General features: G+C 72.7%; 14 protein-coding genes. 11 read left to right on the top strand and 3 right to left on the bottom strand.

Annotated elements, in window-relative coordinates; all coding sequences use genetic code 11:
- Positions 1-186: 186 nt before the first annotated feature.
- A complete protein-coding gene (ctaD, locus tag AB0J46_RS32175; RefSeq protein ID WP_364337938.1) occupies positions 187-1,884 on the bottom strand; it encodes a cytochrome c oxidase subunit I in 1,698 nt (565 codons plus the stop codon).
- A 183-nt stretch (positions 1,885-2,067) separates the two neighbouring features.
- Here ctaD and AB0J46_RS32170 point away from each other — a divergent pair, with 183 nt between their 5' ends.
- Complete coding sequence (locus tag AB0J46_RS32170; protein WP_364337937.1) at positions 2,068-3,273, top strand: aminotransferase class I/II-fold pyridoxal phosphate-dependent enzyme; 1,206 nt, start codon at positions 2,068-2,070, stop codon at positions 3,271-3,273.
- Here AB0J46_RS32170 and AB0J46_RS32165 read toward each other — a convergent pair.
- Entirely contained in the window at positions 3,270-3,842 is a 573-nt protein-coding gene (locus tag AB0J46_RS32165; protein ID WP_364337936.1) for a hypothetical protein, read from the bottom strand. The genes AB0J46_RS32170 and AB0J46_RS32165 overlap by 4 nt on opposite strands.
- A 52-nt stretch (positions 3,843-3,894) precedes the next feature.
- Between AB0J46_RS32165 and AB0J46_RS32160 the strand changes: the two genes are divergently transcribed.
- From AB0J46_RS32160 to AB0J46_RS32130, 7 genes are all read left to right on the top strand, one after another.
- On the top strand, positions 3,895-5,256 hold the full coding sequence (locus AB0J46_RS32160; RefSeq protein WP_364337935.1) for an FAD-linked oxidase C-terminal domain-containing protein: 1,362 nt from the start codon (positions 3,895-3,897) through the stop codon (positions 5,254-5,256).
- 161 nt (positions 5,257-5,417) lie between these two features.
- Positions 5,418-7,805: a serine/threonine-protein kinase gene (locus tag AB0J46_RS32155; protein ID WP_364337934.1), complete on the top strand. Its 2,388-nt coding sequence runs from the start codon at positions 5,418-5,420 to the stop codon at positions 7,803-7,805.
- 60 nt (positions 7,806-7,865) lie between these two features.
- Entirely contained in the window at positions 7,866-8,495 is a 630-nt protein-coding gene (locus tag AB0J46_RS32150) for a TetR/AcrR family transcriptional regulator (protein ID WP_357964558.1), read from the top strand.
- Between the two features lie 53 nt (positions 8,496-8,548).
- On the top strand, positions 8,549-10,081 hold the full coding sequence (locus AB0J46_RS32145; RefSeq protein WP_364338119.1) for a carboxyl transferase domain-containing protein: 1,533 nt from the start codon (positions 8,549-8,551) through the stop codon (positions 10,079-10,081).
- Positions 10,078-11,967, top strand: coding sequence for a biotin carboxylase N-terminal domain-containing protein (locus tag AB0J46_RS32140; protein ID WP_364337933.1), 1,890 nt, complete (start codon positions 10,078-10,080; stop codon positions 11,965-11,967). The genes AB0J46_RS32145 and AB0J46_RS32140 overlap by 4 nt, the downstream gene beginning before the upstream one ends.
- Entirely contained in the window at positions 11,964-12,725 is a 762-nt protein-coding gene (locus tag AB0J46_RS32135; protein WP_364337932.1) for an enoyl-CoA hydratase-related protein, read from the top strand. Before AB0J46_RS32140 ends, AB0J46_RS32135 begins: the two co-directional genes overlap by 4 nt.
- A complete protein-coding gene (locus tag AB0J46_RS32130; protein WP_364338118.1) occupies positions 12,725-14,437 on the top strand; it encodes an acyclic terpene utilization AtuA family protein in 1,713 nt (570 codons plus the stop codon). The genes AB0J46_RS32135 and AB0J46_RS32130 overlap by 1 nt, the downstream gene beginning before the upstream one ends.
- Here the strand turns inward: AB0J46_RS32130 and AB0J46_RS32125 are convergent.
- Positions 14,363-15,268, bottom strand: a complete 906-nt coding sequence (locus AB0J46_RS32125) for an ROK family protein (protein ID WP_364337931.1) — start codon at positions 15,266-15,268, stop codon at positions 14,363-14,365. The two genes, AB0J46_RS32130 and AB0J46_RS32125, sit on opposite strands and share 75 nt — an antisense overlap.
- A gap of 157 nt (positions 15,269-15,425) precedes the next feature.
- Between AB0J46_RS32125 and AB0J46_RS32120 the strand changes: the two genes are divergently transcribed.
- The 3 genes from AB0J46_RS32120 to AB0J46_RS32110 all read left to right on the top strand — a co-directional run bounded on the left by AB0J46_RS32120 (position 15,426) and on the right by AB0J46_RS32110 (position 17,697).
- On the top strand, positions 15,426-16,439 hold the full coding sequence (locus AB0J46_RS32120) for a phosphotransferase family protein (RefSeq protein WP_364337930.1): 1,014 nt from the start codon (positions 15,426-15,428) through the stop codon (positions 16,437-16,439).
- Positions 16,440-16,525: 86 nt separating this feature from the next.
- Positions 16,526-16,786, top strand: coding sequence for a hypothetical protein (locus tag AB0J46_RS32115; protein WP_364337929.1), 261 nt, complete (start codon positions 16,526-16,528; stop codon positions 16,784-16,786).
- A 59-nt stretch (positions 16,787-16,845) separates the two neighbouring features.
- Positions 16,846-17,697 (top strand): helix-turn-helix transcriptional regulator, encoded by an 852-nt coding sequence (locus AB0J46_RS32110; RefSeq protein WP_357964569.1) that lies wholly within the window; start codon positions 16,846-16,848, stop codon positions 17,695-17,697.
- Positions 17,698-17,756: the final 59 nt, after the last annotated feature.

Raw genomic sequence — 17,756 nt, 5'->3', positions numbered from 1 at the left:
CCCGGGGTCGCCGGGCGCATGGCCATAGGGTGTGCAATGCCGGACGCTAGAGGGTGGATAAACGGGTCGTAAAGTACGTTGTTGAAACGTGATCAAACTACGACATTTTGACCAACAGAATTGTCGCGGCGGCGTCGCCCGCAATCGCCTCGCATAAACGGAACGACGCGATCTTGAAACGCCGTACTAGTCGGTGGCGCGCACCGCGGGCGGCTGCTCTGGGCCGGGGTCCGGCTCCACGGCGGGCGTCGCGTCCTCGTGCGGGTAGTGCAGGTCGAACGCGGGCCGCTCGGAGCGGATCGGCGGCATGCCGGTGAAGTTGTGCCGCGGCGGCGGGCAGGAGGTCGCCCACTCCAGCGAGTTGCCGTAACCCCAGGGGTCGTCGAGCGTGACCCTGGGCGCGTGCCTGGCCGTCCGGTACACGTTGTAGAGGAACGGCAGCGTCGAGGCGCCGAGCAGGAACGCCCCGGCCGAGGAGATCTCGTTGAGCGCGGTGAAGCCGTCGGCCGCGCTGTAGTCGGCGTACCGGCGCGGCATGCCGAGCTGGCCGAGCCAGTGCTGGACGAGGAACGTGGTGTGGAAGCCGGCGAACAACGTCCAGAAGTGCACCTTGCCGAGCCGGTCGTCGAGCATCTTGCCGGTCATCTTCGGCCACCAGAAGTAGAAGCCGGCGAACATGGCGAACACCACCGTGCCGAAGACCACGTAGTGGAAGTGGGCGACGACGAAGTAGGTGTCGCTGATCTGGAAGTCCAGCGGCGGCGAGGCCAGGATGACGCCGGTCAGCCCGCCGAGCAGGAACGTGACCAGGAACCCCACCGCGAACAGCATCGGCGTCTCGAAGGACAGATGGCCGCGCCACATCGTGCCGATCCAGTTGAAGAACTTCACCCCCGTCGGCACCGCGATGAGGAACGTCATGAACGAGAAGAACGGCAGCAGCACCTGCCCGGTCGCGAACATGTGGTGCGCCCACACGGTCATCGACAGCCCGGCGATCGCGATGGTGGCCCCGACCAGGCTCAGGTAGCCGAAGATCGGCTTGCGGCTGAACACCGGGATCACCTCGGTGACGATCCCGAAGAACGGCAGCGCGATGATGTAGACCTCGGGATGGCCGAAGAACCAGAACAGGTGCTGCCACAGCAGCGGCCCGCCGTTCGCGCCGTCGAAGACGTGCGTGCCGAGCTTGCGGTCCGACTCCAGCACCAGCAGCGCGGCGGCCAGCACGGGGAAGGCCATCAGCACGAGCATGCTGGTCAGCAGCACGTTCCAGGTGAAGATCGGCAGGCGGAACATGGTCATGCCCGGGGCCCGCATGCCGATGATCGTGGAGATGAAGTTGACCGCGCCGAGGATCGTGCCGAGGCCGGACATCACCAGGCCCATGATCCACAGGTCGCCGCCCACCTGCGGCGAGTGGATGGCCGACGACAGCGGCGTGTAGGCGAACCAGCCGAAGTCGGCGGCCCCGCCCGGGGTGAGGAAGCCCGCCAGCACCATGAGCCCGCCGAACAGGAACAGCCAGTACGCCACCGCGTTCAGCCGGGGGAAGGCCACGTCGGGCGCGCCGATCTGCAGCGGCATGACCACGTTGGCGAACCCGGCGAACAGCGGCGTGGCGAACAGCAGCAGCATCACCGTGCCGTGGATGGTGAACAGCTGGTTGTACAGCTGCTGGCTGACCACCTGCATGCCGGGCCGCGCCAGCTCGGCCCTGATCAGCATGGCCATGACGCCCGCGACGAGGAAGAAGCCGAAGGAGGTGATCAGGTAGAGGTACCCGATGACCTTGTGGTCGGTCGTCGAGAGCCAGGAGGCGATGACGGTCCCGGTACGGCGGCGCCTGACCTGCTCGATCGAGGTGTCCCGAACAGTCGTCACGGCTGCTCCCTCCTTCGCGGAGTTGTGCCTGCCCGATGTCCTCCATTCCACTCCGGCGATCGCCGGACGGGAAGCGCTTCTTTAGAACGTCTTTGAACCGGTGTCCCACATGCCGGGCGATTACCGGACCCCTTGTGGATTTCTTCTATCCTTTGGACCGAACCGACTCGGAGGAGAGATCTCGTGACCGCACAGAGTGACTACGCCGCCCTCGTCCAGCGGGGGCTCTCGCTCGACCTCACCCGGGGCAAGCCGTCACCGCGCCAGCTCGATCTCTCCGACGGCATGCTCAAGCTGCCCACCTCCGTCAAGGCCGCCGACGGCACCGACGGCCGCAACTACGGCAACCTCCAGGGCCTGCCCGAGCTGCGCGAGATCTTCGCGCCACTGGTGCAGGTGCCCGCCGGGCAGCTCGTCGTGGGCGGCAACTCCAGCCTGACGCTGATGCACGACACGATCGTGCACGCGCTGCTGTCGAAGGTGCCGGGGGCCGAGCGCCGCTGGGTCGAGGAGCCGGAGATCACGTTCCTGTGCCCGGTGCCCGGCTACGACCGGCATTTCACCATCTGCGAGCGGCTCGGCATCAAGATGACGGCCGTCCCGATGAACGCCGACGGCCCCGACATGGACGTCGTGGAGCGCCTGGTCGCCGCGGACCCGGCGGTCAAGGGCATCTGGTGCGTGCCGAAGTACAGCAACCCGTCCGGCGTCACCTACAGCGACGAGACCGTGCGCAGGCTGGCCGCCATGCCGACGGCCGCCCCCGACTTCCGGATCATGTGGGACAACGCCTACGCCGTCCACCACCTCACCGACACGCCGGACGAGCTGGCCGACCTGCTCGCGCTGGCGGCCGAGCACGGCAACGCCGACCGCGTGTTCGTCTACGCCTCCACCTCGAAGGTGACGTACGCGGGCTCGGGCGTGTCGTTCTTCGGCTCCTCGCCGGCGAACGTGGAGTGGTTCCTCGCCAACACCGCCAAGCAGTCCATCGGCCCCGACAAGCTCAACCAGCTCCGGCACGTGGAGTTCCTGCGCGACGCCGCGGGCGTGGCCGCGCACATGCGGCGGCACGCCGAGCTGATCGGCCCGAAGTTCGAGCTGGTCGACAAGGTGCTGACCGAGCGCCTCGGCGACCTGGCCACCTGGACCAGCCCGCGCGGCGGCTACTTCATCAGCCTGGAGGTGCCGCACGCCGCCGAGGTCGTGGCCAGGGCCAAGGCCGCGGGCATCGCGCTCACCCCGGCCGGCGCCACCCACCCCTACGGCCAGGACCCGGCCGACCGCACGATCCGCATCGCCCCCACCTTCCCCGAGCTGGACGAGCTGGAGCAGGCCATCGACGGCCTGGCCGTCTGCGTCCGCCTGGTGGCGGAGGAGCGCGGCTAGATCGCCCGGCCCCTGAAGCCGAAGATGTACTCGCGCGTCTCGCCCGGATGGAACGAGACGCCGACCCCCGGCTCGAACGCGACGTTGTCGCGGGCGCAGTAGTACAGCCGTTCCCACACGGCCAGCGCCTTCTCCCGGGCCGGGGCCTCGGCGTGGTCGCGCCTGCGGGCGCCGCGCGCGCCGAGCACGAACAGCAGCCCGAGCCCCCAGAACAGCCCGGTGAGGCAGAACGGCGCGAGCAGCACCTCGCTCCACTGCGAGTCCTTGCCCATCGCGATCACCAGCGACACGACGAGGTGCACCAGGGCCGCCACGCCGAGCATGATCCACCCCTGGTTCCTGGCCCAGGGCGTGTAGTGGCGGCTGGGGAACGACATCCACACCGCGAGCTGCGTACGGCTCATGACGTGCTTCGACGCGCCCATCGACGGCGCGGTCGGCAGGTCGGCGACCTCGCGCTGGCCGGGCAGCCTGACCCTTCCGATCCGGTATGTCGTCCCCGCGGCGACCGCGCCCGGAACCGAGACGAGCTGGTCAGCCTGCGTACATACCGGGCACCTGACTTCCACCCAGGGCAGTCTGGCCTTAAGGAACGGTCCGCGCAAACCGTAGGGTGCAGGTGTGAGACCGATTGATGCCCTGGTGAACTCGCTGTCCGAAGCTCGCGTGCTGACCGATCCGGACGTGATCGACTCCTACGCCCGCGACCGCACGTTCGTCGAGCCGGGCAAGCCGCTCGGCGTGGTGCTCGCCGCCTCGCGCGAGGACGTGGTGACGACCCTGCGGTGGGCCACCGAGCACCGGGTGCCGGTCGTGCCGCGCGGCGCCGGCACGGGCCTGGCGGGCGCGGCCACGGCCGGCGACGGGACGATCGTGTTGTCGCTGGCCAGGATGACGGCCATCAGGGAGCTCTCCCCCGCCGACGAGATCGCCGTGGTGGAGCCGGGGGTCATCACCGCCGACCTCGACCGCGCCGCCCGCGGGCACGGGCTCATGTACGCGCCGGATCCCTCGTCGTACGAGATCTCCACGATCGGCGGGAACCTGGCCACCAACGCCGGCGGCCTGCGCTGCGTGAAGTACGGCGTCACCAGGGACGCCACGCTCGGCCTTGAGGTCGTGCTGGCCGACGGGCGGATCCTGAACACCGGCCGGCGCACGATGAAGGGCGTCACCGGCTACGACCTGACCGGCCTGTTCGTCGGCTCGGAGGGCACGCTGGGCGTGATCACCGCGGCCACCGTGCGGCTGCGGCGGGCGCCGGACGCGCCGCCGGCCACGTTCGCCGCCGAGTTCGGCTCGCTGCGCGAGGCGGGCGCGGCCGTGTCGGCGATCATGGCCGCGGGCTGCCAGCCCTCGCTGATGGAGCTGCTGGACCGGGCCACGCTGGAGGCCATCGACGACTGGCGCAACATCGGGCTCGAACCGGCCACGCAGGCCATGCTGATCGGCCAGTCCGACGCGACCGACGGCCAGGCCGTGGCCGCCCGCATGGAACGGCTCTGCCTGGACAACGGCGCCTCGTTCGTGGCCGTCTCCTCCGGTCCGCAGGAGACCGAGGAGCTGGTCGGGCTGCGCAGGATGGCCTACCAGGCCAAGGAGCGGCTGGGGGCGTGCCTGGTCGAGGACGTGTGCGTGCCGCGCTCGGCGCTGCCCGAGATGATCACCGCGATCGAGGCGGCGGCGGCCCGGCACGGCGTGCGGATCTGCACGGTCGCCCACGCCGGCGACGGCAACCTGCACCCGGTCTTCATCTTCGAGCACGGCACGGCCGAGCCGCCCGCGCAGGTGTGGGCCGCGGCCGACGAGGTGTTCCGGCACGCGCTCTCGCTCGGCGGCACGCTGACCGGCGAGCACGGCGTGGGCGTGCTCAAGCGGCGCTGGCTGGGGCTGGAGTCCGGGCCGGTGACGGCCGAGGTGCAGCGGGGCATCAAGGCGGTCTTCGACCCGCTGGGGATCATGAACCCGGGCAAGGCCATCTGAATTTGCCAAGCCGTGACCTTGGGCTCCGGCGCGGACACGACCTGCGACGAAACACTGACATGTTCGGTCAAAGGTGGAACTTACTTACAGGTCCGGCAGACGCCCCACATGTCACGCTGGTAGCGTTTTGCCCCATCTATTGGTTGTCATGGGGGTCCGACGTGAATCAGTTCCAGCCGCTGGCGGCGGACGACCCGCGGCGGCTGGGGGCGTACGACATCGTCGCCCGGCTCGGCGAGGGTGGTCAAGGCGTTGTCTATCTGGGCAAGAGCGACTCGGGTGACCAGGTCGCCGTCAAGCTGCTGCACAACGCCCTCGTGGCCGACGCCGACGCGCGGACCAGGTTCCTGCGCGAGGTGGCGGTGGCGCAGCGGGTCGCCCGGTTCTGCACCGCGCCCGTCCTGCACGCCGACCTGGACGGGAGCCGCCCGTACATCGTGAGCGAGTACGTGCCCGGACCGTCGCTGCGCGAGCTCGTCATCAACGAGGGCCCGCGGCGGGGCGCGGCGCTGGAACGGCTCGCGATCAGCACGGCCACCGCGCTGGCGGCCATCCACCGGGCCGGGATCCTGCACCGCGACTTCAAGCCCGCGAACGTGCTCATGGGCCCCGAGGGGCCGGTCGTGATCGACTTCGGCATCGCCCGCGCGCTGGACTCCCCCGGCGCGACGGCCACGGGGATGGCGATGGGGACGCCGTCGTACCTGGCGCCGGAGCAGCTCAGCGGGGCCGCCGTGTCAGAGGCGGCCGACGTCTTCGCGTGGGGCGTCACGATGGTGTACGCGGCCACCGGCAAGCCCGCGTTCGGGGCCGACTCGATCCCCGTGGTGATGAACCGCATCCTGAACGAGGAGCCGCAGCTCGGCGGGATGGAGGGCGAACTCGGCGCGCTGGTGGGCCTGTGCCTGTCGAAGGACCCGGCGCAGCGGCCGAGCGCCGACGAGCTGATCGTCCGGCTCACGGGCCAGCCCGCTCCCAAGGCCGCCATCGAGCCGGTCACCGGCGCGACCGCCACCCCGGCCGTGCCCCACCAGGCCGGCCCTGCGAACAGCCCTGCGAATGGCTCTGCGGCCGGCTCCCCCGGTGCGGCGCAGGACTCATACCCCGGTCCCTGGACCCAGCCCACCGGCGCCAACGCCGTGCCCCGGCAGCCCGGCCCCGACAACCGTCCCGCCCCCGGCGTCCCGCAGGGACCGGCGGGCCCCCAAGGTGCGGCGGGCGGTCCTCAGGGCGGCCCGGCCGGGCCCGGCGCGCCAGGCGGCCCCCACGCGGGCGCCATGCCCGGCGCCGCCCAGGGCGTCCCCCACCCGGGAGGCCCGCAGGCCGGAGCCCCGGGCGGTCCGCAGGCCGGCGTTCCCGGCGGCCCGCACACGCCAGGCGGCCCCCAGGGCGGCGTTCCCGGCGGCCCTCAGGGCGGTCCTCAGGGCGGCGTGATCGGCGGTCCCCAGGCCAGTGGCATGGGCGGTCCGGCGGCGCAGGGCGGTGCGATGGGCGGGCCGGCCGCGCAGGGTGCGGTGCCGCACGGGCACCCGCACGGCGGCATGCCGGGCGCTCCTCAGCCGGGACATCCCGGCGGCCCCCAGGCAGGGCACCCCGGTGGACCCCAGGCGGGGAACGCGGGGGCGACCAGGGTCGGCGGTCCCGGCGGTCCGCAGGGCGGGGCGTCCGGTGAGACGTCCGGCAAGGCGCCCGACAAGCAGCGGCGGACGCTGACGCTCGCGCTCTCCGGGGCGGCCGCCGCCGCGCTGCTGGTGGTGGCGGGCGCCGTCGTGGTGCAGGCCAACAGCGACAAGGTCGCCGTGACCGCCACCGGCAGCACCTCCCAGAACCCCACGGGCGACGGACAGGGCGCGGGACAGCCCGAGCCGCCGGTCGCCGAGGTGACCCCGGACCCGATCCTCCCGGCGGAGACCGGCGAGCCCGTCCCCACGCTGGACGTCGGCGAGGCCGAGCCGCCCAAGAAGGTCAAGCACACCAAGGAACCCGTCATCGCGGTCCCGAACCCGGTGACGACCGTGACGGCGACGGCCCACCCGCCCACCAGGAACGCCACGCCCAAGCCCACCCCCACCAAGACCAAGAAACCCACGGGCTTGATCGACGGCGACGACCAGCCGGACGCCACCCCGACCCCCGGCCCCACGACGACGGTCCCGGCCAAGAAGCCGACGACGAGCAAGCCGACCGTGAAGCCCACCGTCAAGCCGACCGCCACGCCCAAGCCGAACACCTTCAACGTCGTGGCCGTCTGCGGCACCGGCTACCGGGTGATCGACAAGCACGCGCTGGGCACCTCGGCCACGATCTACCTGCTCTACAACACCAGCGCGGGCAAGAACTGCGTGGTCACGATGTCGAAGCTGGTCTATCCCGGCAAGGTCTCCATGAACGCCACCCTCCAGGTCCAGGGCGGCGCGAGCGCCGGCAACCCGGGGAAGTTCACCGCGTACGCGGGCCCGGTCCGGCTGGCGGCCGTGAAGAAGTGCGTGATCTGGGGCGGTTCGTGGAACTCGCTGAGCTGGAAGTCCGGCTGGAGCCACTGCACCTGACGTGACGGCGCGCGGCGGGACCCCTTCCTTCCGCGCGCCCCGCTCGCTACGGTGACTGACGTGATCGTCAGATCCCTGACCCTGCGCGGCAAGCGCACCCGGGCCACGTTGCTCGCGGCCGGGCGTGAGGCGTTCGAGGAGCACGGGTATGACGCCGTGCGGATCGACGACGTGTGCGCGCGGGCCGGGGTCTCCCACGGCACCTTCTACACGTACTTCGACTCCAAGGAGTCGCTGTTCGGGGAGGTGGCGCAGACGGTGGTCGGCGAGATGTTCGCGGCGAGCGCGGTCGGCGACGCCGCCTCCGGCGACCCGTACGCCCGCATCGAGGCCGCCAACCGCCTCTACCTGCGGGCCTGGGCGGCCAACTCGCGCCTGGTCCGCATGGTGGAGCACGCCGCCGACGCCGACGCCCGCTTCGGTCGGCTGGTGCTGGAGCTGCGCGAGGCGTTCGTCCGGCGCGGCGCCGACGGGCTGCGCCGGCTGCAGGAGCAGGGCCTGGCCGACCCCTCGCTCGACCCCCGGCTGACGGCCGTCATGCTGGGCGGCATGGTCGAGCACTTCGCCCACGTGTGGCTGGATCTCGGGGAGCGGGCCGGCGAGCAGGACGCCGTCGACCACCTGACCCGGCTGTGGGCGCGGGCCATCGGGCTGACGCCCGCGTCGACTTCGCGACAGGAGGCCCCGTGATCAGGAGCCGGCTCGATCCGCGCGACGCCGAACACCTGGCCCGGCGCGCGGCCATGCTCGCCAAGCTGGCCGAGCTCGACGCCGAGCACGCCAAGGCGGTGGCCGGCGGCGGCGAGAAGTACGTCGAGCGCCACCGCCGGCGCGGCAAGCTGCTCGCCAGGGAGCGCGTCGAGCTGCTGATCGACCCCGATTCGCCGTTCCTGGAGCTGTCCCCGCTGGCCGCGTGGGGCAGCGAGTTCCAGGTGGGCGCGGGCATGGTGACCGGCATCGGGGTGATCGAGGGCGTCGAGTGCCTGATCACCGCGAACGACCCCACGGTCAGGGGCGGCGCGTCCAACCCGTGGACGCTGCGCAAGTCGCTGCGCGCGGCCGACATCGCGCTGGCCAACCGGCTGCCGTACGTCAACCTGGTCGAGAGCGGCGGCGCCGACCTGCCGACGCAGAAGGAGATCTTCATCCCGGGCGGCCGGATCTTCCGCGACCTGACGCGGCTGTCAGCGGCGGGCGTCCCGACGGTCGCGCTGGTCTTCGGCAACTCCACGGCCGGCGGCGCGTACGTGCCCGGCATGAGCGACTACGTGGTGATGGTCCGCGACCGCGCCAAGGTGTTCCTGGGCGGGCCGCCGCTGGTGAAGATGGCCACCGGCGAGGAGTCCGACGACGAGTCGCTGGGCGGCGCCGAGATGCACGCCAGGACCAGCGGCCTGGCCGACTACCTGGCCGAGGACGAGCACGACGCGCTGCGCATCGGCCGCGCCGTCGTGCGCTCGCTCAACTGGCGCAAGCAGGGCGTGGCGCCGCTGCCCGCCCGCGAGCCCGCCTACCCGGCCGACGAGCTGCTGGGGATCGTCCCGGAGGACCTGAAGATCCCCTTCGATCCGCGCGAGGTGATCGCCCGCGTGGTCGACGGCAGCGAGTTCGAGGAGTTCAAGCCCCTGTACGGCCCCTCGCTGGTCACCGGCTGGGCGCGCGTCCACGGTTACCCGGTGGGGGTGCTGGCCAACGCGCGCGGGGTGCTGTTCAGCCAGGAGTCGCAGAAGGCCACCCAGTTCATCCAGCTCGCGAACCAGTCGCGCACGCCGCTGCTGTTCCTGCAGAACACCACCGGCTACATGGTGGGCAAGGAGTACGAGCAGGGCGGCATCATCAAGCACGGCGCCATGATGATCAACGCCGTGTCGAACTCGACCGTGCCCCACCTGACCGTCGTCATGGGCGCCTCCTACGGCGCCGGCAACTACGGCATGTGCGGGCGCGCCTACGACCCCCGCTTCCTGTTCAGCTGGCCGAGCGCCAAGTCGGCGGTGATGGGCCCGGCCCAGCTCGCCGGGGTGCTGTCGATCGTCGGCCGGGCCGCGGCGCAGGCCAGGGGGCAGGTCTACGACGAGGAGGCCGACGCGGCGATGCGGGCCATGGTGGAGTCCCAGATCGAGGCGGAGTCGTTGCCGTTCTTCCTGTCGGGACGGCTCTACGACGACGGGGTGATCGACCCGCGCGACACCCGTACGGTGCTGGGGATGTGCCTGTCGGCGATCAACAGCGCGCCGGTGCCGCCCGCGGCGGGGTTCGGGGTGTTCCGCCCGTGATCACCCGTCTGCTCGTGGCCAACCGGGGCGAGATCGCCCGCCGGGTCTTCCGCACCTGCCGCTCGCTGGGCGTCTCCACGGTCGCCGTCTTCTCCGACGCCGACTCCGGCGCGCCGCACGCCCGGGAGGCCGACCTCGCCGTCCGCCTGCCGGGGGCCCATCCGGCCGAGACCTACCTGGCGGTGGACCGGATCATCGAGGCGTGCCGGGTCTCCGGCGCCGACGCGGTGCACCCGGGCTACGGGTTCCTGTCGGAGAGCGCCGCGTTCGCGCGGGCCGTGCTGGACGCCGGGCTCACGTGGGTGGGGCCGCCGCCCGAGGCGATCGAGGCGATGGGCTCGAAGATCGCGGCCAAGCGGCTGATGGCCGAGGCGGGGGTGCCGGTGCTGCCCTCGCTCGACCTGGCCGCGCCGGACGAGTTCCCGCTGCTGGTGAAGGCGTCCGCGGGCGGGGGCGGGCGCGGGATGCGGATCGTCAGGCACGCCGGCGAGCTGGCCGCCGAGGTGGAGTCGGCGCGGCGGGAGGCGGAGGCGGCCTTCGGCGACGGCGCCGTGTTCGCCGAGCCGCTGCTGGAGGCCGCCCGGCACGTCGAGGTGCAGGTGCTGGCCGACGGGCACGGCACGGTGTGGGCGTTGGGCGAGCGGGAGTGCAGCGTCCAGCGCAGGCATCAGAAGGTCGTCGAGGAGTGCCCGTCGCCGGGGATCTCGGAGCGCACCCGCGAGCTGCTGTGCGCCGCGGCCGTGCGCGCGGCCCGGCGGATCGGGTACGTCGGGGCCGGCACGGTGGAGTTCCTGGTCAAGGGCGAGCGGGTGGCGTTCCTGGAGATGAACACCCGGCTCCAGGTCGAGCATCCGGTCACCGAGCTGGTGTTCGGCGTCGACCTCGTCCGGCTGCAGCTGGAGGTGGCCGAGGGCGCGGCGCTGCCGTCCGCGCCGCCCGCGCCGCGCGGCCATGCGATCGAGGTGCGGCTGTACGCCGAGGACGCCGCCTACGTGCCGCAGACGGGCGTGCTGCGCCGGTTCGAGGTGCCGGGTGACGTCCGGGTCGACTCGGGCGTCGAGTCCGGGTCGCGGGTGTCGCCGCACTACGACGCGATGCTGGCCAAGATCGTCGCGTACGGCGCGACGCGGGCGGAGGCGGCGCGGAAGCTGGCCGCGTCCCTGCACGGGGCCCGGCTGCACGGCCTCACCACCAACCGCGACCTGCTGCTGGAGATCGTGACCCATCCGGCCTTCCTCGCGGGCGAGACGAACACCGCCTTCCTCTCCCCCGGCGGCCCGCTGTCGCCGCTGTCGGCGCCGTCGTCCCCGCCTTCCGGCGACAGCGGGCTGCCGGCGCTGGCCGCCGCGCTCGCCATGGCCGCCGCGCACCGGCGCGAGGCCCCCGTCCTGGCCGGGCTGCCCAGCGGCTGGCGCAATGTGCGCTCGCAGCCCGCCCGCGCCCGGTTCGAGGAGGCCGACGTCGTCTACGACCCGCTGCCCGCGGGCGTCACGGTGGTCTCCGCGCGGCCGGAGGAGGTGGTCCTGGAACGCGACGGCCTGCGGCGGACGTTCCAGGTCGCCCGGTACGACGGCGACGAGCGCGTCTACGTCGACTCCCCCATGGGCGCGGCCGTGCTGACGCCGGTGCCGCGCCTGCCCGAGCCGGTCGAGCACGTCGCCCCGGGCTCGCTGCTCGCGCCCATGCCGGGCAGCGTGCTGCGGGTCGAGGTGGCCGAGGGCGACACGGTGGCCCGGGGCCAGCCGGTCCTGGTGCTGGAGGCGATGAAGATGGAGCATCGCATCGCCGCCCCGGCGGGCGGCGTGGTGTCGGACGTACGCGTCGAGAAGGGGCAGCAGGTCGAAGCCGGGGCCGTGCTGGCGATCATCCAGGAGGAGACCACATGACGAGCCTGGTGCACAGGGAGCTGGCGGACGGCGTGGCCACCGTCACGCTCGACTCGCCGGCCAACCGCAACGCGTTGTCCAGGCGGCTGCTGGCCGAGCTGGCCGAGCACCTGCGCTGGGCGCAGGCCGAGCCGGGGGCCCGGGTGATCGTGCTGACCGGCACGGGCCGGGTGTTCTGCTCGGGCGCCGACCTGAAGGAGCAGCGCGGCGACGCGGACGCGCCGGTGACGGCGTCCTTCCCGGAGATCATGACGCTGCTCTGGGAGAGCCCGAAGCCGGTGATCTGCCGCCTGAACGGCACGGCCCGCGCGGGCGGTCTCGGCCTGGTCGCCGCGTGCGACTTCGCGATCGCGCCGGACACGGCGTCGTTCGCGTTCACCGAGGTGCGGCTCGGGGTGGTGCCCGCCATGATCTCGGTGCCCGTGCTGCGCAGGCTCGACCCGCGGGCGGCGGCCGAGTACTTCCTGACCGGCGAGGTGTTCGACGCCGCCACGGCGGCCCGCATCGGCCTGCTGACCAGGGCCGTCCCGGAGGACGAGCTCGACGCCACCGTGCGCCACTACGCGGGGATGCTGGCCAGGGGCGGCCCGGAGGCGCTGGCCATCACCAAGCGGCTGGTGCGGGAGGTCCCGGCGGTGTCGTTCGAGGAGGGCCTGCGGCGGATGAGCGAGCTGTCGGCCGAGCGGTTCACCTCGGCGGAGGGGCAGGAGGGCATCGCGGCGTTCATGGACAAGCGTCCGCCCAAGTGGGTGCCGTGATGGCGCTGCGCGTCGCGAACTGCAGCGGGTTCTACGGCGACCGGCTCTCGGCGGCCAGGGAGATGGTCGAGGGCGGCCCGATCGACGTGCTCACCGGCGACTGGCTGGCCGAGCTGACCATGCTCATCCTGGCCGGCAACCGGCTCAAGGGCCGTCCCGGCTACGCCCCGACGTTCCTGCGCCAGCTGGAGGACGTGCTCGGCCCGTGCCTCGACCGCGGCATCCGGATCGTGACGAACGCGGGCGGCCTCGACCCGGCCGGGTGCGCCGAGGCCGTGCACGAGCTGGCCGCCCGGCTGGGCCTGTCCCCCAAGGTGGCCCACGTGACCGGCGACGACCTCATGGGCCGCCCGCTCGACCTGATCCACGCCGGCACCGGCGAGCGCGCGCCGGCCGCGCCGCTGACCGCGAACGCCTACCTCGGCGGCCGTCCCATCGCCGCCGCGCTGTCGGCCGGCGCGGACGTCGTGGTGACCGGCCGGGTGACGGACGCCGCCCTGGTCACCGGCCCCGGCATCTGGCGGTACGGGTGGGGCCCCGGCGACCTCGACCCGCTGGCCGGCTCGGTCGTCGCGGGCCACGTCATCGAGTGCGGCTGCCAGGCCACGGGCGGCAACTACGCCTTCTTCCAGGACGTGCCCGACCTGGCCCACTGCGGCTTCCCCATCGCCGAGCTGCGCGCCGACGGCTCGGCGGTGATCACCAAGCATCCGGGCACGGGCGGCCTGGTCTCGGTCGGCACGGTCACCGCGCAACTCGTCTACGAGCTGGGCGGCCCGCGCTACCTGGGCCCCGACGTGGTGGCCAGGTTCGACACGATCACGCTCTCCGACGACGGCCCCGACCGGGTGCTGATCTCCGGCACGCGCGGCGAGCCGCCGCCGGACACGCTCAAGGTCGCCGTCAACTACCCGGCCGGCTACCGCAACACGATGACGCTCGTCCTGACCGGCCTGGACGTCGAGGCCAAGGCGCGGGTCGCCGAGGAGGCCGTCTGGGCGCGGGTGCCGCGCGAGACCTTCGACCAGGTGGACGTGACGCTGACGGACGCGGGCCTGCTGCGGATCACCGTCATGGACGCCGACCGGCGCACCGCGGGCCGGGTCTTCTCCTCGGCCGTCGTGGAGACGGGCCTGTCCAGCTATCCGGGCTTCCACGGCCTCACCCCGCCCGGCGACGCCTCCCCGTACGGGGTGTACTGGCCGGTCCTGGTGCCGGCCTCGGAGGTGCGCCCGCGGGTCTTCCTGGACGGCGTGGAGCTGCCCGTCCAGGAGGAGCCTGCGGTTTTCCCGGGCGGGCCGGTCCCCGAGCCGCCCGCGCCGCCGGTTCCTGCTCCGCCGGACGGGCCCGCCGTGCGCGTGCCCCTGGGCCGAGTGGCGGGGGCGCGCTCCGGTGACAAGGGCGGCGACGCCAACCTCGGCGTCTGGGTCGCGACCGACGAGCAGTACGCCTGGCTGGCGGCCACCCTCACCGCCGACCGGCTCACGTCCCTGCTGCCGGAGCTGGCCGCCCACCGCGTCGAGCGGCACGAGCTGCCCAACATCAGGGCGCTCAACTTCGTCGTGCACGGGCTGCTGGGCAAGGGTGTGGCGGCCAGCCCGCGGATGGACCCGCAGGCCAAGGCCCTGGGCGAGGAGCTACGCGCCCAGATGGTCGACGTGCCCGCCACCCTGCTGCCCCAGCGCCCGCAGGCCGAGCAGCCCGGCGCCTAGCAGGCCCGCGTCCACGCCGAGCGCCGACACCCGCACCTCGGGCGCGGGGCGGAAGGCGAGCCGCGCGGCCAGCCGGGCGCGCAGCGGGGTCAGCAGGGCGTCCCCGGCCAGCGACAGGCCGCCGCCGACGACGATCACCGCGGGGTCCAGCACCAGCGTGTACGTGGCCAGGGCCAGCGCCAGCGCCTCCACGGCCTCCGCCCACACGCGGGCGGCCGGCTCGTCCCCGGCGGCGGCCCGGCGGACGACGTCCTCGGCGGAGGTCTCGCCCGCGCGGGCGGCCACGGAGGCGGCCGAGGCGTAGGCGGACAGGCAGCCGCGCTGCCCGCACGGGCACGGGAGCCCGCCGGGACGCACGGGGATGTGCCCGATCTGCCCGGCCCAGCCGGCGGCGCCGCCGTACAGGGAGCCGGTCAGGACGACGGCTCCGGCGATGCCGGTGCCGATGGGCAGGTACAGCGCGTCGGGCGCCGCCGATCCGTAGGCCAGCTCCGCCTCGCCGGCCGAGCGCACGTCGTGGCCGAGGGCGAGGGGGAGCGTCCCGTCGGTGAAGGCCGCGGCGGGCACGTCCCGCCAGCCGAACGCGGCCGAGAAGACCGCCCGCCCGGACGCGACCAGTCCGGGCACGGCCAGGCCCACGGCCGCCGGGCGCAGCAGGGCGCCGGCGACGGTCCGTGGCGCGCTCAGGTCGGCGACGAAGGCGGAGATCGCCGCGATCACGCGTTCCGGCCCCTCGGTGCGGGGGGTGGGGCGGCGTTCCCGGTAGAGGATGCCGCCGTCCTGGGCGATCAATCCGCCCTTGAGGGTTGTCCCGCCCACATCGACTGCCACAACACACGTCATCCACCCATATTGTCCCAATGAAGGATGACGGCGGCCAGGGCGAGCCGTCGGGCCGTCCTGCTGTTCGTGCCGGCGCCGGGTTGACCGGGCGTCGGGGCTCTCGTAGGTTGAAGCCTCCAGAATATCGTTCTGTCAAAGGGCGGCCATGACCTCCACCCACATCGACGTCAGCGCCATCGACCTCGACGACCTCGGCGCGTGGATGGACGCCGAGGGGCTGCCGGGCGGGGCGATCACGGAGGTCGCGCCGATCCCCGGCGGCACCCAGAACGTCATGGTCCGCCTCGAACGCGGCGGCCGGCCGTACGTGCTGCGCAGGCCGCCCCTGCACGCCAGGGCCAGGAGCAACGAGGTGCTGCGGCGCGAGGCGCGGCTGCTGGCGGCGCTGAGCGGCACGGCGGTGCCGGCGCCCCGGCTGGTGGCCGCGCAGACCGCCCGGGAGCCGGTGTTCTACCTGATGGAGCCGGTGGCCGGGTTCAACCCCTCGACCGGGCTGCCCGAGCCGCACGCCTCCGACGCCGCGATCCGGCACCGGATGGGCCTGGAGGCCGCCGCCGCGCTGGCCGAGCTGGGACGGGTCGATCCGGCGGTGCTGCCCGGGTTCGGCCGTCCCGAGGGCTTCCTCGACCGGCAGGTGCCGCGCTGGCTGAAGGAGCTCGACTCCTACGGCGAGCTCGACGGCTACCCCGGCCCCGACATCCCGGGCCTCGACGCCACCGCCGACTGGCTGACCCGCCACCGGCCCGCCGCGTTCGTCCCGGGGATCATGCACGGCGACTACCACTTCGCCAACCTGATGTTCGCCCTCGACGGGCCCAGGGTGGCGGCGATCGTCGACTGGGAGATGTGCACGATCGGCGACCCGCTGCTCGACCTGGGCTGGCTGCTGGCCACCTGGCCGGTGAACAACGGGCACGTGCCGGGGCTGCCGTCGGAGCGGGAGCTGGTCGCGTACTACGCGGCGCTGTCGGAGCGCGACCTGTCGGCGATCGACTGGTACGCGGTGCTGGCCTGCTTCAAGCTCGGCATCGTGCTGGAGGGCACGCACGCGCGGGCGTTCGCCGGCAAGGCGCCCCGGGACATCGGCGACGTGCTGCACGCGACCACCCTCGGTCTGTTCGGCCGCGCCCACGACATCATGGAAGGCTTGTTGCGCTGAACCCGATGCGGGAAAAGGATCACGCCGGACGCCCAGATGCGTACAATTGCGCGCAATTGCATCTGGCATTCGGGGAAAGGATCGTCATGCGCATGCGGTTCCTCGGCTCCACCTCGGAGGCGGGCGCCTGCCCCACCCTGTACGAGACCGATCGCGGCACCATCGTCGTCCAGGGACTTCACGTCACCGACCCCGAGGCGCTCGCGGACCTCCGCGACGTGCTCGACGGCGAGGCCGCCGTCGAGGTGCCCCGCGAGCTCATCACGGAGATCGCCCGCCGGGTCCTGCTCGACGGGTCAGCCGGCGCCCGGCCCAGCAGCGACGGGACACCGTCGGCAACCGCTTGATCACGATTGCGCGGCTGGGCCTGGCATGATCGGTGCCCGCGGAGCTAGCCTCTTGCCGCGTGACGTCCTATCAGCAGGCGCGCATCGACCTCGGCGGCCAGCTTCGCCAGTTGCGCGAGGCCGCCCACCTGTCGGGCAAAGACCTGGCCGAGCGGCTGCGCTGGCAGCCGTCCAAGGTCTCCCGCCTGGAGAACGCCAGGCAGACGGCGACCGAGGACGACGTGGTCGTGTGGGCGCAGGCCGTGGGGGCCGCGCCCGACACGACCGACGAGCTCATCAGGCAGGCCATCGCGCTGCTGGAGCGGCACGACGACTGGAAGCAGCGTCACCGCAGCGGCCTGGCCGCCATCCAGGAGGACATCCGCGACCTGGAGGCGCGCACGAAGCTGTTCCGCGTCTTCGAGCCCGGCATCGTCGTCGGCCTGCTGCAGACCTCCGAGTACGCCCGGCACGTGTTCCGCAAGGTCAAGCGCCTCTACAGCGCGGCCGACCAGATCGACGCGGCCGTCCGCGTGCGCATGCAGCGCCAGGAGATCCTCTACGACCGCACGCGCACGTTCCGGTTCGTGGTGCCGGAGTCGGCGCTGCGCAGCGCGCTGGCCCCGGCCGACGTCATGCGCGGCCAGCTCGACCGGCTGCTGGCCGTCAGCACGCTGCCCAACGTGGAGTTCGGGGTGATCCCCTTCGGCACCGAGCTGCCGTCCGCGCCGATCAACGGGTTCTGGATCTACAACGAGGCCATGGTGGGCGTCGCCACGATGACCAAGGACCTCGTGCTGCGCGACCCCGACGACATCGCCTTCTACGTGCGGGCCTTCGACGACTACGCCAAGGTGGCGGAGTTCGGCGAGCCCGGGCGAGAAGTCATCATCCGTATTCTTCGCGAATACCTGCAACAAACCCCACATTAACCTCAGCAATTGCTTGCCACCCGCAGCAAGATCGTGCAATTCTGTCGCGAGACGTTGCG

Origin of the sequence: Nonomuraea sp. NPDC049758 (genome assembly GCF_040674635.1) — a bacterium.
Lineage (GTDB): Bacteria > Actinomycetota > Actinomycetes > Streptosporangiales > Streptosporangiaceae > Nonomuraea.
This window is presented reverse-complemented; position numbering and strand designations above follow the sequence as displayed.

Excerpts from the sequence above, each read along its gene's own strand:
- AB0J46_RS32145 (WP_364338119.1), top strand. The coding sequence starts at position 8,549 with ATGCTCGCCAAGCTGGCCGAGCTCGACGCCGAGCACGCCAAGGCGGTG.
- AB0J46_RS32135 (WP_364337932.1), top strand. The coding sequence starts at position 11,964 with ATGACGAGCCTGGTGCACAGGGAGCTGGCGGACGGCGTGGCCACCGTC.
- AB0J46_RS32130 (WP_364338118.1), top strand. The coding sequence starts at position 12,725 with ATGGCGCTGCGCGTCGCGAACTGCAGCGGGTTCTACGGCGACCGGCTC.
- AB0J46_RS32120 (WP_364337930.1), top strand. The coding sequence starts at position 15,426 with ATGACCTCCACCCACATCGACGTCAGCGCCATCGACCTCGACGACCTC.
- AB0J46_RS32115 (WP_364337929.1), top strand. The coding sequence starts at position 16,526 with ATGCGCATGCGGTTCCTCGGCTCCACCTCGGAGGCGGGCGCCTGCCCC.